Annotated in this window: 12 protein-coding genes; 3 read left to right on the forward strand and 9 right to left on the reverse strand. The window is 70.5% G+C overall.

Annotated elements, in window-relative coordinates:
• Positions 1–187: 187 nt before the first annotated feature.
• Positions 188–802 (reverse strand): TetR/AcrR family transcriptional regulator, encoded by a 615-nt coding sequence (locus IEY33_RS06380; RefSeq protein ID WP_188961442.1) that lies wholly within the window; start codon positions 800–802, stop codon positions 188–190.
• A 109-nt stretch (positions 803–911) separates the two neighbouring features.
• Here IEY33_RS06380 and IEY33_RS06385 point away from each other — a divergent pair, with 109 nt between their 5' ends.
• Positions 912–3,581, forward strand: a complete 2,670-nt coding sequence (locus IEY33_RS06385; protein WP_188961443.1) for a YhgE/Pip domain-containing protein — start codon at positions 912–914, stop codon at positions 3,579–3,581.
• A gap of 94 nt (positions 3,582–3,675) precedes the next feature.
• Complete coding sequence (locus IEY33_RS06390) at positions 3,676–5,328, forward strand: FAD-binding dehydrogenase (protein WP_188961444.1); 1,653 nt, start codon at positions 3,676–3,678, stop codon at positions 5,326–5,328.
• Positions 5,329–5,347: 19 nt separating this feature from the next.
• Here IEY33_RS06390 and IEY33_RS06395 read toward each other — a convergent pair whose 3' ends face one another.
• The 8 genes from IEY33_RS06395 to IEY33_RS06430 all read right to left on the reverse strand — a co-directional run bounded on the left by IEY33_RS06395 (position 5,348) and on the right by IEY33_RS06430 (position 12,472).
• Positions 5,348–6,454, reverse strand: coding sequence for an SDR family oxidoreductase (locus IEY33_RS06395; RefSeq protein WP_188961445.1), 1,107 nt, complete (start codon positions 6,452–6,454; stop codon positions 5,348–5,350).
• Between the two features lie 460 nt (positions 6,455–6,914).
• A complete protein-coding gene (locus IEY33_RS06400; RefSeq protein WP_188961446.1) occupies positions 6,915–7,928 on the reverse strand; it encodes a LacI family DNA-binding transcriptional regulator in 1,014 nt (337 codons plus the stop codon).
• Positions 7,922–8,155: a hypothetical protein gene (locus tag IEY33_RS06405; RefSeq protein ID WP_188961447.1), complete on the reverse strand. Its 234-nt coding sequence runs from the start codon at positions 8,153–8,155 to the stop codon at positions 7,922–7,924. Before IEY33_RS06405 ends, IEY33_RS06400 begins: the two co-directional genes overlap by 7 nt.
• On the reverse strand, positions 8,155–8,535 hold the full coding sequence (locus IEY33_RS06410) for a response regulator transcription factor (RefSeq protein WP_188961448.1): 381 nt from the start codon (positions 8,533–8,535) through the stop codon (positions 8,155–8,157). The genes IEY33_RS06405 and IEY33_RS06410 overlap by 1 nt, the downstream gene beginning before the upstream one ends.
• Positions 8,532–8,915: a response regulator gene (locus IEY33_RS06415; RefSeq protein ID WP_188961449.1), complete on the reverse strand. Its 384-nt coding sequence runs from the start codon at positions 8,913–8,915 to the stop codon at positions 8,532–8,534. The genes IEY33_RS06410 and IEY33_RS06415 overlap by 4 nt, the downstream gene beginning before the upstream one ends.
• Complete coding sequence (locus IEY33_RS06420; RefSeq protein ID WP_188961450.1) at positions 8,912–11,344, reverse strand: PAS domain-containing sensor histidine kinase; 2,433 nt, start codon at positions 11,342–11,344, stop codon at positions 8,912–8,914. The genes IEY33_RS06415 and IEY33_RS06420 overlap by 4 nt, the downstream gene beginning before the upstream one ends.
• 34 nt (positions 11,345–11,378) lie before the next feature.
• Positions 11,379–11,897, reverse strand: a complete 519-nt coding sequence (locus tag IEY33_RS06425; protein WP_188961451.1) for a putative pterin-binding protein — start codon at positions 11,895–11,897, stop codon at positions 11,379–11,381.
• On the reverse strand, positions 11,894–12,472 hold the full coding sequence (locus IEY33_RS06430) for a helix-turn-helix domain-containing protein (RefSeq protein ID WP_229670831.1): 579 nt from the start codon (positions 12,470–12,472) through the stop codon (positions 11,894–11,896). Before IEY33_RS06430 ends, IEY33_RS06425 begins: the two co-directional genes overlap by 4 nt.
• Positions 12,473–12,680: 208 nt before the next feature.
• Here IEY33_RS06430 and IEY33_RS06435 point away from each other — a divergent pair, with 208 nt between their 5' ends.
• Complete coding sequence (locus IEY33_RS06435; RefSeq protein ID WP_188961452.1) at positions 12,681–13,397, forward strand: HD-GYP domain-containing protein; 717 nt, start codon at positions 12,681–12,683, stop codon at positions 13,395–13,397.
• Positions 13,398–13,483 lie beyond the last annotated feature (86 nt).

A 13,483-nucleotide genomic window follows, 5' to 3' on the forward strand; every position in this document is an offset into this window, starting at 1 on the left:
CACACGGGCGGGTCGGCGCTGCAGACGCCTGACCGCCTCATGTGAATGTCACATTAAGCCTCACGTTCTTACGGGCCTCTTACCTGATTTGTGAGGGCCGTGCAGTGAGTTTTCTTATATGGAGCCAAGTGTGAAAAAATCGGCGGCCACCACCCTGCCGGGAAGGTGACCGCCGCTGCCTACCACCTCAGGATGTGAGGCTGAACTCCGTTTCCCGTTCCCATTCGCTGCTCAGCGCCTCGATGCCGCCGCGAACGAAGGCGTCGAGCGTGCGGGCGAGGGCCGCCACGTCCTGCACGTCGTTCTGCACGGCGTGATGGGCGAGGCTGTCGAGCAGCTGCGTGATGAGCACCATCTGGAAGGGGCGGCGGCGGATGTGCGGGTACTGCGCTTCCAGCCGCTCGCCGAGCTGCGTGAGGAAGGCCGTGCGGCGCGCCTGGAAGGACGGCCCGCCGCCGCTGTGCAGCAGCAGCAGCGACTCGCGTTCGCCGAGCAGGAACCCGAAGAGGGCCGCGTACACGCCGCGCGAGGAGCGGTCGTGCGGGTCGAGGTTGTGCGGCAGGAGGCGTTCCAGGTGCGTCCAGAGCTGCTGGAGGCGCTCGTCGAGCAGGGTCTGCAGGACGGCCTCGGTGGTCGGGAAGTAGCTGTACACGGCGGGCCGGGAGACCTGGATGGCCTGCGCGAGGTCCGCCATGCTGACCGCCTCGAAGCCGCGCGCGATGAACAGCGCGGTGGCAGCGTCGAGAATCTGCTGCCTGCGCGCGCTCGCGGCGAGGCGTTTGCGGTGTTCGTTCACGGGCATGGACACAGCATACCGCATTGGTGACATTTTGTCACTTGACATGTTGTCACTTCATGTCCCAGACTGGACACATCAGCGGGGACAGCGTTCCCCCCGCACACGAGGCCCCATGACCCAGCCAACCCCAGCCCCGGACCCCACCCCCACCCCCCCCACCCGCAACGGCCTGCTCGCCGACTACAGAAGCCTCAGCCCCAGCGAACGCCGCCTCTGGCGCCTACCGCTCATGTGGGCCGCCGCCATCGCCATCCTGTTCATCCCCATCGTGTACGTCGCCGTGTACCTCGGCAGCGTCTGGGACCCCTACGGCAAGCTGAAAGACCTCCCCGTCGCGCTCGTCGAACAGGACCAGGGCACCACCTACCGCGGCAAGCCGTACAACCTCGGCCAGGACCTCCTCGACGCCTTCCACGACGACCCGCCCGTCCGCTTCGTCCGCTACCCCACCCAGGACGCCGCGCAGCAGGCCGTCCGCGAGGGCCGCGTGTACTTCGCACTCACCGTGCCCGCAGACTTCAGCCGCCGCGCCATCGCGGGCAGCAGCGCCGAACACGGTCTGCTGAACCTCTACGTCTCCGAAGGCACCAGCTACTTCGCGAGCCGCGTCGCCACCACCGTCAGCAACGCCGTCGCCGCGAACCTCAACACCGAACTCGGCAGCAACCGCTGGGAAAAGGTCAAGAGCTCCCTCGTGGACGTCCAGACCGGCTTCGTGGACATCCGCACCGCCGTGCGCAAACTCTCGGACGGCGCAGGCACCCTCCAGAACGGTACCGCGACCCTGCAGAAGGGTGCGCGCGACCTCGCCAGCGGCGCCGTCACCGCCGCCGACGGCAGCACCAAGCTCACGAGCGGCGCCCGCAGCCTCAGCAGCGGCGTCAGCAGCCTCACGGGCGGCGTCACGCAGCTGTCCGGCGGCCTGCGCCAGCTGAACGACAAGGCCCCCGGCAAAGCCCAGCTGCAACCCCTGCAGGACGGTACGGCCAGCCTCGCCCAGGGTGCAGCCAGCCTCGCGGCAGGCACCGAAAAACTCCAGGCCGGAGCGCAGAAACTCGCGGGCGGTGCGACCAGCCTCGCGAGCGGCGCGGCGCAGGTGGACGGAGGCACGGCGCAGCTCGCCGCGCAACTCCCGGAACTCTCGGGCGGCCTGACGCAGCTGCAGGCCGGAGCGCAGAAACTCGCGGGCGGTGCGACCAGCCTCGCGACCGGCGCGGCGCAGGTGGACGGCGGCACGTCGCAGCTCGCCGCGCAGCTCCCGGAACTCTCGGGCGGCCTGACGCAGCTGCAGGCCGGAGCGCAGAAACTCGCGGGCGGCGCGACCAGCCTCGCGACCGGCGCGGGCACCCTCAGCAGCGGCATCAAAGGCTTCGGCGGGCAGGCCACCCAGCTCGGCCTGAACGCCGCGCAGCTTCAGGCCCTGCAGGGCGGCGCGGGCCAGCTGCAGAGCGGTGCGGACGCCCTGAAGACCGGTGCCGCGCAGCTCGAGACGGGCGCCACACAGCTCTCCACCGGCCTCGGAGACGCCAGCAAGGGCGCGCAGAAGGCCGCGACCGGCGCCGCGCAACTGCGCAGCGGGACCGGCGCCCTGAAGACCGGCGCCGCGCAGCTCCAGACGGGCGCCACGCAGCTCTCCACCGGCCTCGGAGACGCCAGCAAGGGCGCGCAGAAGGCCGCGACCGGCGCCGCCCAGCTGCGCAGCGGGACCGGCGCCCTGAAGACCGGCGCCGCGCAGCTCCAGACGGGCGCCTCGCAGCTCGCCGCCGGTCTCGGCGACGCCAGCAAGGGGGCCAGCGACCTGAACGCCGGCGCGAAACGCCTGCAGGGCGGCGTGCAGACCCTGGTCGACGGCAACCTCAAGATCAAGGACGCGCTCGGCACGATCACCGCCAAACTCCCCGCCAGCAAGGACCTCACGGCCCTCAGCGGCGGCGCCAGCACCCTCGCCGGCCGCTCCGCCGACCTCGCCACCGGCCTCGGCAAACTCCGCGACGGCAGCGCCAAGCTCGCCACCGGCGCCACCGACCTCAACACCGGCGCCACCAAACTCAAGGACGGCCTCGACAGCCTGTACAGCAAGGTGCCCGCCACCGTCGAACAGCTCGGCGGCGACCCCGAAGGCCTCTCCGAGAGCGTCACGGTCGTCACGACCACCACCGCGCCCGTCGGGAACAACGGCTCCGCCTTCGCGCCGTACTTCATCGCGCTCGGCCTGTGGGTCGGCTGCACCCTCACCACCTTCATCTTCCCTTACCTCCTCATTCCCGAGAGCGCCCGGCACACCGGGCAGGCCGCACGCGTCCTGCGAAAATTCACGGTGCCCGGCATCTACGTCGTCCTGCAGGCCCTCATCGTGGTGTACGGCGTGCACCTGCTCGGCGTGCACTACCTGCACCCCGCCCTCGTCACCGTGACCGCCGTGGCCGCCAGCCTCACCTTCATGCTGTTCGTGCTGGCCCTCAACCTGCTGCTCGGCGCGGCCGGACGCCTGCTCGCGCTGGTGCTCCTCGTGATCCAGCTCGCCGCGAGTGGCGGCAGCTACCCCGTGGAGCTCTCCAGCCCCTTCTTCCGCTGGCTGCACACGTACATTCCCGTCACGGACGCCATCAACGCCATGCGCTACGCCATGTTCGGCGCGTACGAGGGCCAGTACGCGCTGTTCATGACCCGCATGGGCCTCGTCGCCCTCGCGAGCCTGATCGTCGCGCTCCTCAGCCGCCGCCGCTGGATGTACATCGCCGACGACCGCTTCCGCTCCCCGCTCGTCCTCGACGTCGGCTGACGCCTTCACCCCTCGGGGCGGGAGTGTTCCCGCCCCGAACTGCTATGTTGAACCCACTCCAACGTTTTCACTGCCCCGCCCCCAGGAGGTCCACATGACACACGCCACAGACGCCATCGTGGTCGGCGCCGGACTTGCCGGACTCGTCGCCGCCGCCGAACTCGCCGACGCCGGAAAACGCGTCCTGCTGCTCGACCAGGAAGGCGAACAGAACCTCGGCGGACAGGCCTTCTGGTCCTTCGGCGGCCTCTTCCTGATCGACTCGCCCGAACAGCGCCGCCTCGGCATCCGCGACTCCCTGGACCTCGCCACGCGCGACTGGGCGAACACCGCGGGCTTCGACCGGCCCGAAGACCACTGGCCGCGCCAGTGGGCCGAACACTACCTGAACTTCGCCGCGGGCGAGAAACGCGCGTGGCTGCACGGCATGGGCATGCGCTGGTTCCCCGTCGTCGGCTGGGCCGAACGCGGCGGGCAGGGCGCCGAAGGCCCCGGCAACAGCGTCCCGCGCTTCCACGTCACCTGGGGCACCGGCCCCGGTGTCGTCGAACCCTTCGAACGCCGCGTCCGTGCGCACGCCAGCGCCGGACGCATCACCTTCGCGTTCCGGCACCGCGTCACCGGCCTCACCACGCACGGCGACCGCGTCACCGGCGTGCACGGCCAGCTGCTCGAAGCGAGCGACGTCGCGCGCGGCGAACGCAGCTCCCGCGTCACCGTCGGCGACTTCGAGTACACGGCAGGCGCCGTGATCGTCACGTCCGGCGGCATCGGCGGAAACCACGACCTCGTGCGCCGCTACTGGCCCACCGAACGCCTCGGGCCCGCCCCGGACTTCATGGTGGCCGGCGTCCCCGCCCACGTGGACGGCACCCTGCGCGAAACCGTGCACGCCGCCGGAGCGAACCTCATCCATCCGGACCGCATGTGGCACTACACCGAAGGGCTCCGCAACTGGAACCCCATCTGGCACAACCACGGCATCCGCGTCCTGCCCGGCCCGAGCAGCCTGTGGCTCACCCCGGACGGCGAACGCCTCCCGTACCCCAACTACCCCGGCTTCGACACCCTCACCAGCCTCACGCACATCACCACGCACCGCTACCCGTACACGTGGTTCCTGCTCAACGAGAAGATCATCCGCCGCGAATTCGCACTCTCCGGCAGCGAACAGAACCCGGACCTGACGAACCGCGACGTGCGGGGCGTCCTGTCCCGCGTGCGCGGCGTGCAGGACCCCGTCCGTGCCTTCATGGACCACGGCGAGGACTTCGTGGTGCGCGCCACCCTCCCCGAACTCGTGCAGGGCATGAACGACCTGACCGGCGAAACCCGCCTCCAGCTCGACACCGTGCGGCGCGCCGTGCAGGACCGTGACCTGCAGATCCGTAACCCCTACTCCAAGGACCCACAGGTGACCGCCATCCGCGGCGCACGCGCCTACCCCGGTGACCGCTTCACGCGCGTCGCCGCGCCTGCCCCGATCCTCGGCCCGGCCAGCGGGCCACTCATCGCCGTGCGTATGAACGTCCTCACCCGCAAATCCCTCGGCGGCCTGGAGACGGACCTGCAGGCCCGCGTCCTCACGCCCGCCGGGACGCCCATCCCCGGCCTGTACGCCGCCGGAGAGGTCGCCGGGTTCGGCGGGGGCGGCATGCACGGCTACCGCAGCCTGGAAGGCACCTTCCTGGGCGGCTGCCTGTACAGCGGCCGCGTCGCCGGGAGGGCCGCCGCCACCGAACTCTGACGGGATTCCGGATCGCGCGTCATTCCGGGATGAGCCGCTCCCGCCGCAGTTCCGCGAACAGGTCCAGGAAGGAATCCTCGGTGCTGCGGTACACCGTGAATCCCAGCCTGCGGCTACGGGCCATGTCGGTCACCACCTCGATCGGGCGGCTCAGGTCGAGGTCCGTGTGCCACGGCGACGCGAGACGCCCGAGCCGCGACTCGCGCAGGCCGTGCCGCGCGGCGAGGTCCGCCCACACGCCCTCCGCCCCCGCCAGCTCCTGCTCCAGCGGGTGAATCTGGCCGTCGAATCCGGCCGCCTCCACCCCGAACCACTCGGCGACGCGGCCCCACAGCCACGACCAGCGGAACACGTCACCGTTCACCACGTTGAACGCCTGATCGTGCGCCGCCTCCGTCTCGGCCGCCCACAGCAGGTGCCGGGCCAGCACGTCCACGTCCGTCACGTCCGACACGCCCGACCACTGCGCGCCCGACCCCGGCCAGCGGAAAGGACGGCCCGTCTCGCGGCAGATGGACGCGTACACGGCCAGCGTCGTCCCGAGATTCATGGCATTCCCCACCGCCCGCCCGATCAGGGTGTGCGGCCGGTGCACGCTCCACGTGAACCCGTCCCGCGCGGCCGCCGCGTACACCTCGTCCTCCTGCGCGTAATAGAAGTTCGGGACGTCCAGCCGCGGCAGGTCCTCCCGCAGCGGCGTGACCGGCAGCGACGCCCCCTGCGCGTACGCGTCGAACGGCCCCAGGTAATGCTTCAGGCCCGTCACGAGCGCCACGTGCCGCAGCGTGCGGTGCACGGCGACCGCGTCGAGCACGTTGCGGACCATCAGGCTGTTCACGCGGATGTTCTCTGCCTCGGTGTCGTTCCGCATCCACGACGTGATGAACACGTGCGTCGGCGCGACCTGCGCGAGCGCCCGCGTCAGCCCGTCCCGGTCCAGCAGGTCCGCCGCGACGGGCCGGACGCCTGCGCCTTCGTCACTCGGAGCTCTGGACAGGCCGTACACCGTCCAGCCTTCACGGACGAGGAGCCGGGCGAGATGACTGCCGGACAGGCCGGACGCGCCCACGACGAGCGCCGTGCGCTGCGCGGAAGAGTTGGGGAGGGTGCTGGGGAGGTCGGTCATCGCGCCACCCTAGCAGTCGTCAGGAGGATGCGGGGTGAGGCCGCACCGCATGAAGGGACGCTGAAGGACGAGCGCCAGGCCGCGCGGGGAGTTGCGGAACACCGGCCGGGCGACCTCCTCGAACGGCGGCCCGGTCCGCCTGGTACCGACCTGCACGGCCCCCCGTGAGGACCGGTGGCGGATCAGGCACCTGTGCGCGTCCAGTCTGCCCGGACGGCGCGACGGTTCGTGAAGCGTTCCACGCTGGAGTCTGAGAGCCACCGGCCGTACGGTGAGGGCAGCGCACTCCACACCGGCCGTGTGATGTCAGGCAGGAGTGCGGGTGCAGACACTGACGCATCGTTCGCTCTCCAGACCGCACCGACCCGTGCCGTACACCCCGAACGAGAGCCGCCGATCCGCACCGCCCTGACCCCCGCGAAGGTGGGGGTCTTTTCATTCTTTCCTGCCGGGTTCCTTCTCAGGAGCGGCGGGCGGTGGTGCCGCGCACCACGAGCTGCGGCTGGAACACCACGTGCCGCACGCGTTCCTGCGGTTCCTTCACGAGGCGCAGCAGTTCCTCCAGGCTCTTGCGGCCCAGCAGCCCGAAGTCCTGCACGACGGTCGTGAGGGGCGGGTCGAAGTACGCCGCTTCCGGGATGTCGTCGAAGCCGAGCACGGACACGTCCTGCGGGATGCGTTTCCCCGCCTCCCGGACGGCGCGCATCGCGCCGAGCGCCATCTGGTCGTTCGCGGCGAGGACGGCCGTGAACGGCTGCCCGTCCGTCAGGGCCTGCCGGGTCGCGGCGTAACCGCTGGCGGGACTCCAGTCGCCGGCGTAGCGGGGGAGGGGCGTGAGGCCCGCGCGGGCCATGCTGTGCAGGTAGCCCTGGTAGCGCAGGTCGGCGTCGCTCCACTCGTCGGGGCCGCTGACGTGCAGGATGCCGGTGTGGCCCAGCTGGATCAGGTGGTCGGTGGCGAGGACGCCGCCCTCCATCTGGTCGATGCTGACGGTGGGACCGTCCACGTCGGTGGTCGCGTCGATCAGGATGAAGGGGAGCCGCGTGCCGATGCGTTTCACGATGTCGTGCGCGTCGTACGGGGTGAGCAGCACGAGGCCGTCCACGCCGAACTGCTGGAGGCGTTCCACGGCCGCCTGGATCTCGCGTTCCCTGAACTGACTGAGGGTCGAGAGGAGGATCTCGTAGCCGTGCGTGCGGGCGCTGCGCTCCACGTTCTGCACGACCTGCGCGGGGCCGTACTGTTCGGTGCCGTAGGCGACCACGCCGATCAGCTGGGAGCGTTTCGTGACGAGGCTCTTCGCGAGGATGCTCGGACGGTAGTTGAGGTCCTCGATGGCCTTCAGGACGCGTTCTCGGGTGGTGGCGGCGACGCTGACGTGGTTGTTGATGACGCGCGACACCGTCTGGTACGACACGCCGGAGCGTTTCGCGACGTCGTGGATGGTGACGCTCTGCGCGGCGGGCTTCACCATGCGCCGCCCGCGTCCCCGCACGCTTCCTGCCTGGGCTGTTCGCCGTCGTTGCTGCGTCCTCGGTGCTTCACGTGCGGCCAGCTTAGCACCGCTCCCGGCCGGTGGCGGACGTGCGTGAAGGTTTGTGCATGACGGGCGGGCGTGCGGGTGCGCGGCGTCCCGGGCCGCTCGACCCGTGCGGGTTCCGGGCGGGCCATGACGTGGCTGCGGCCGGTGGGGGAACGCATCAGGGCTGCAGGAGCGGCTCGACCAGCTCCCACAGCTGCTGACGCGAGAAGGGCTTGGTGAGGAAGGCGTGCGCGCCGAGCGTGCTGGCCTGTTCCTGGTCGCGGTGGTCGCCGCGCGCGGTGAGGACGATCACGGGCGCGTTCACGCCGAGCGCGCGGACGGCGTTCAGCATCCCGAACCCGTCGAGGACCGGCATGTTCAGGTCCGTCACGATGACCTTCACGTCTCGGCGTTCGCGCACGGCGTCCAGGCCCTGCTGGCCGTTCTGCGCGGTGATGACCTCGCAGCCGTGCAGTTTCAGGATGCTGCTCACGAGCAGGTTCAGGTGCACCTCGTCGTCCACCACCAGGACCGGGCCCAGCCGGGCGGGGGCCGTCATGGTGTGCGGCCCTCGCCGAGCGTCTGCGTGACGAGGTCGAGCAGCTGGATGGGGCTGAAGGGTTTGACGAGGTACGCGTCGGCGCGCACGCGGGCGCCCTCCTCCAGGTCCGCCTGCTGGCCGCGTGCCGTGATCAGCATGACGGTGGTGTGCGCGAGGGTCGGGTCGTCCTTGATGTGCTGGCACACCTGGTAGCCGTTCAGGTCGCCGGGCATCATCACGTCGAGGATCACGAGGTCGGGGTTGATCTCGGCGGCGCGCTGCAGGGCGTCGCGGCCGTTCGCGGCCTCGTGCAGCACGTAGGGGGTCGTCATGAGGGTGAGGCGGATGAGTTTGCGGAGGTCAGCGTGGTCGTCAACGATCAGGATGCGTTTGGTCATGGGGTTCCTTGTGGCGCGGTCGTGTGGGTGGGGAGCGTGATGGTGGCGCGCGTGCCGATGCCGTGCAGGCTGTCGAGCTGCACCTGACCGCCGTGCCGTTCGATGATCTCCTTCACTAGGGTCAGGCCGAGGCCCGTGCCGGGGATGTTACCGGACGCGTCGGCGCGGTAGAAGCGTTCGAAGGCGCGCGCCACCTGTTCGCTCTTCATGCCGATGCCCCGGTCCTGCACGCTGATCACCACGTGCCTCCCGTCATTGTGCGCGCTGACCGTGACGGGACCGCCGTCCGGGGAGTACTTGAAGGCGTTCGAGATGAGGTTCCCGAGGGCCTGCTGCATCTTCTCGCCGTCCATGGCGACGTGCGGCAGGTCCTGCGGCAGCTGCAGGTGCACGCGTCCGGCCTCGCTGGGCGGGGTGAAGGCCTCCACCGTGCGCTGCACCAGCGGCGTGATCGGCTGCTCCAGCATCCGGAAGTCCTTCCCGGCACGCGCCTCGATGCGCGCGAGGTCCAGCAGTTCGTTCAGGAGGTTCACGAGCCGGTCCGCCTGCCGGTAGATGATCTCGATCATCTCGGCGCTCATCTCGGGGTCCAGCTGCCGGGTGTGCAGCAGTTCCGCGAAGCCGTAGATGCTGGCCATGGGGGTGCGCAGTTCGTGCGCGGCGGTCGACAGGAACTCGGTCTTCATGTCGCTGACTTCCGTTTCGTGCGTCACGTCGCGGAAGTACATCACGTACCCGCTGTCCTGCCCGTCGCCCTCGTGCAGCAGGCGCACGCTGCGTTTCAGGACGCGCGGGGTGGGCCGCGAGAGGTGCAGCGTGTCGAAGGTGCCGTGCGTGAAACTGCGCGGGAACGGCTGTCCTGTCGCAGAGAGGCGCTGCAGGGCCTCCGTGACCTGCGCTTCGGTCGCGCCGATCAGCCAGTCGCGCGCGAGGCCCGTCATGTCGAGGAAGGCGGGGTTCACGTCCACGGCGAGGTGGTCGCTGCCGAACATCACGAAGCCGTCCGGACTGACGCGGAACACCGAGTCGAGCTGCTGCGTGCGCTCCTGCAGGCGGCGCTCGGCGGCCGTGCGGTCCGTGATGTCGCGCACGAAGCCCGCGAACATGGCGGGCGACGTGGGGAGTTCCACGATCGACAGTTCCACCGGGAACATCGTGCCGTCCAGGCGCTGCGCGGCGATCTCCAGCCGCTGCCCCAGGATGCGGCCCATCCCGGTGGCGCGCAGGCGAGTCATGCCGTGCTCGTGTGCGTCCTTCAGGTGAGGCGGCACGATCAGGTCACCGATGGTGCGCCCGACCGCCACCTCGCGGCTCACGCGGAAGATCGCCTCGGCGGCCGGGTTGAATTCCGTGATGCGTCCCGCGTCGTCGCAGGTGATGATGGCGTCCAGGCTGCTGCGGATGATGGACTGGCTGCGCGCCTCGCTCTCCCGCAGCAGCCACTCGGCCCGCTGCTGCTCCAGGTGCTGCCCCACCCACTGCGCCATCAGGCCCAGGAAGGCCTCGTCGCCCGGCTGGAAGGTGCCGTGCCCGGCCGGGCGCGCGTACGCGAGCGCGCCGCACGGCACGCCGTCCGACATGACCGGCACCGCGAGGTACCGTTCGCGGCGCGTGGCGGTCCCGTCCTGCGCGTGCGCGGCGGCCCAGCCGAGCAGGTCCGGGACGGGGCCCTCGTCGCCCGTCACGGACACCGCCACGAGCGCGCCGTCCTCGCTGCGGGCGTACATGCCGGTCGTCGCGCCGAAGGCGGACTTGCCGATCTGCAGAACCCGTTCGAGCCGCCGCGCGAAGTCCGGCTCGGCCGAGGCGGTCGCCTCGTACAGGTCATGCAGCCGGGACGCGCTCGACTCGGCTTCGCGCGCGCGGTCCTCCTGCAGCTGCACGGCGCGGCGCGCGTCGGACCGGAACTGCCGGAACACCATGCTGGTCGCCAGGAGCAGCAGCAGCGCCAGCACGCCGAGCGTGACCTCCACGAGCCGCAGGTCGCGCAGCAGCAGCACCCGCTGCGCGCTGAGCGCGTCCACCGCGCCCGCGTACGCGACCTGCGCGTCGTTCAGGATCGCGTCGAGCGTCGTGCTGCCCCGGCTGGACGTCGCCTGCTGGACCGTCAGGGCATTCGTGGCCTTCAGGGCGCGCTGCAGGGCCGCCGCGCTGTCCGCGTCGAGGCGGTCCACGAAGTAGTCGTTCGACACGACGCGCGCCTTGCTCTGCAGGATCGCGATGCTGTCCGACAGGTCCTGCCCGTTCCGTCCGTCGGCGGCGAGGACGTCCGTGAGGGCCGCCTGCCGCACGAACTCCGAGAAGGCCCACCCGGTCAGGCTGATGCTCGACAGTTCCGTCGCCCGCGTGAGGCGCGTGGACGCCGTCACGAACGCCGCGAACACCAGCACGATCGTGACGAGCAGCAGTCTGCCGCGCAGGCCCTTCACGCCGGCCCCCGGCGGACGTGGCGGGCCGCGTGCTTCACCTCGCCTCAATGCGTTCGAGCTGCCAGACCCATGCCGAATCGTACTTCGCGGTGTTCAGCTTGTAGGCCTGGTACGGGAACACGAGGTACACCGGACCCTGATCGCTGAGCTTCAGGGCCTTGCCGTCCGCTTCGAGCGCCAGGACGAGCGGCACGTCCTTGAGAGGTTTCAGGTCGAGGTTGGTGGTGTAGCGGTCGTGCGCCACGAGGTGCAGCGTGGCGTCCTGCGGGATGCCCGTCCTGCGCAGCAGGTCGCTCAGGAGCGGCCCGACGTACCGGACGGGGCGGTTCTTGAGGCTGGGGTCCGGGGTGGTGTACGTCACGAGCCCCAGGGCCGCGAGGTCGCCCCGCGTGAAGCTGGTGGAGTGGCCCGACGCGTCGGTGACGGTCAGGACCGTGCCGGTGGGCGCGTCCGCCGAGACGTCGAGCGCCGTGACCTTCTGGTAGGCCGGGCCGGGGCGGGAGCAGGAGACGAGGGTCAGGAGGCACAGGCTGACAAGCGCGACTCTGTTCATGCGGGTGACCTCTCCAGGGCGGGACGGGCGGGTTGCAGGAGCGTTTCGAGGTGGCGTTTCAGCACGGCGAACGGCACGGGTTTCGGCAGGACCGGCAGTTCCGGCGGCAGGCCGCCGCGCGCACCGATCTCGTGCGGGTCGAGACCCGTCACCACGATCAGTGCCGGGTGCGGGACGAGCGCGTTCAGTCGGCGCACCAGTTCGAAGCCGTCCAGGCCCGGCAGGTGCAGGTCGAGGATCAGCACGTCCGGCTGCCACGCGCCCACCTCCACCAGGGCCTGAATACCGTTGTCGGTGGCGCGCAGGTCGAGCGGCAGGTCCCAGCCGCCGAGCGTCAGGGTGTAAAGCCGCAGCAGGGCGGCGTCGTCCTCCACCACCAGCACCTTGAGGGTGTGGCCGCGCAGGGCGCTCTCGCGTTCGGCCAGCATGCGGTCGAGCGAGGAGCGCAGGATGCGGCGGTGCCCGCCGTGCGTCTTGTAGGCCTGCAGCGCGCCCTGCTCCACCCACTGCTGCACGGTGCGCAGCGACACCCCGAGGCGGTCGGCGGCCTCGCGGGTGGTCAGGAAGGTTTCCACCGGCCCGCCTGCCGCTGACTCTGCTGGGACGTTCACTTCTTGCATATGTTTCATTTTTGCCGAATTCTGGGCGGAAGTCCACCCGCCCCCGCATGGGGGAAGTCCGCGTAACGTGAGAGCCGGGCCTGTTCAGATGAGCGCCCGAGGAGGACAATGCGGGCATGACCGCGACGCGCCGTCGAGGACCCCACACCCGGAGCGAGGCCGCGTGAAGGTCATCCTGCCCGGGGACAGCCACGCCGGCCCGTTCCGGACCGAGGACCACACCTCCGTCCTCGACGCGCAGCTCCGGCAGTACGCGCTGGAGATCGGCACCCTCTACCGCCGGTCCGAGCAGCAGCGCAGCGAACTCGAAGCGGCCACCCTGGCCGTCGTGAACGCCTTCATCATCGCGCTCGGCGCGCACGACCCCTACACCCGCGACCACACGAGCCGCGTCCAGCACCTCGCGCTCGCCACCGCCCGCCTCCTCGACTTCGACGACGGGCGCCTCGAAGACGTGCGGCTCGGCAGCGTCCTGCACGACATCGGCAAGATCTCCGTCTCGGACAGCATCCTGCGCAAACCCGCCCGCCTGAGCGAACAGGAGTACGAGGACATCCGCCGCCACCCGTCCGTCGGCTGGCTGATGATCGAGAGTTTTCCGGCCCTGCAGGGCGCACGCAACTACGTGCTGTACCACCACGAACGCTGGGACGGCAGCGGCTACCCGCACGGCCTGAAGGGCGACGCCATCCCCATCGAGGGCCGACTGCTCGCCGTGGTCGACGCCTACGACGCCATGACCAGCGACCGGTCGTACCGGCCCGGCCGTCCGCCCGCCGAGGCCGTGCAGGAACTCCTGCGCGTGAGCGGCACGCAGCTCGACCCGCAGGTCGTGCAGGCCTTCATCGCTGCGCTGCGGCGCGAAACGCCGCCCGGCTGACCGTACGCCGCACAGCACACGGAGCCGGGCGGGACAGTGCACCTGCACTGCCCCGCCCGACGTGAACGACCCCCCCCCCGGAGTCC

Origin of the sequence: Deinococcus aquiradiocola (assembly GCF_014646915.1) — a bacterium.
Classification (GTDB): domain Bacteria; phylum Deinococcota; class Deinococci; order Deinococcales; family Deinococcaceae; genus Deinococcus; species Deinococcus aquiradiocola.

Excerpts from the sequence above, each read along its gene's own strand:
- IEY33_RS06390 (WP_188961444.1), top strand. The coding sequence starts at position 3,676 with ATGACACACGCCACAGACGCCATCGTGGTCGGCGCCGGACTTGCCGGA.
- IEY33_RS06425 (WP_188961451.1), bottom strand. The coding sequence starts at position 11,897 with ATGAACAGAGTCGCGCTTGTCAGCCTGTGCCTCCTGACCCTCGTCTCC.
- IEY33_RS06415 (WP_188961449.1), bottom strand. The coding sequence starts at position 8,915 with ATGACCAAACGCATCCTGATCGTTGACGACCACGCTGACCTCCGCAAA.
- IEY33_RS06380 (WP_188961442.1), bottom strand. The coding sequence starts at position 802 with ATGCCCGTGAACGAACACCGCAAACGCCTCGCCGCGAGCGCGCGCAGG.
- IEY33_RS06395 (WP_188961445.1), bottom strand. The coding sequence starts at position 6,454 with ATGACCGACCTCCCCAGCACCCTCCCCAACTCTTCCGCGCAGCGCACG.
- IEY33_RS06385 (WP_188961443.1), top strand. The coding sequence starts at position 912 with ATGACCCAGCCAACCCCAGCCCCGGACCCCACCCCCACCCCCCCCACC.
- IEY33_RS06405 (WP_188961447.1), bottom strand. The coding sequence starts at position 8,155 with ATGCGTTCCCCCACCGGCCGCAGCCACGTCATGGCCCGCCCGGAACCC.
- IEY33_RS06400 (WP_188961446.1), bottom strand. The coding sequence starts at position 7,928 with ATGGTGAAGCCCGCCGCGCAGAGCGTCACCATCCACGACGTCGCGAAA.
- IEY33_RS06410 (WP_188961448.1), bottom strand. The coding sequence starts at position 8,535 with ATGACGGCCCCCGCCCGGCTGGGCCCGGTCCTGGTGGTGGACGACGAG.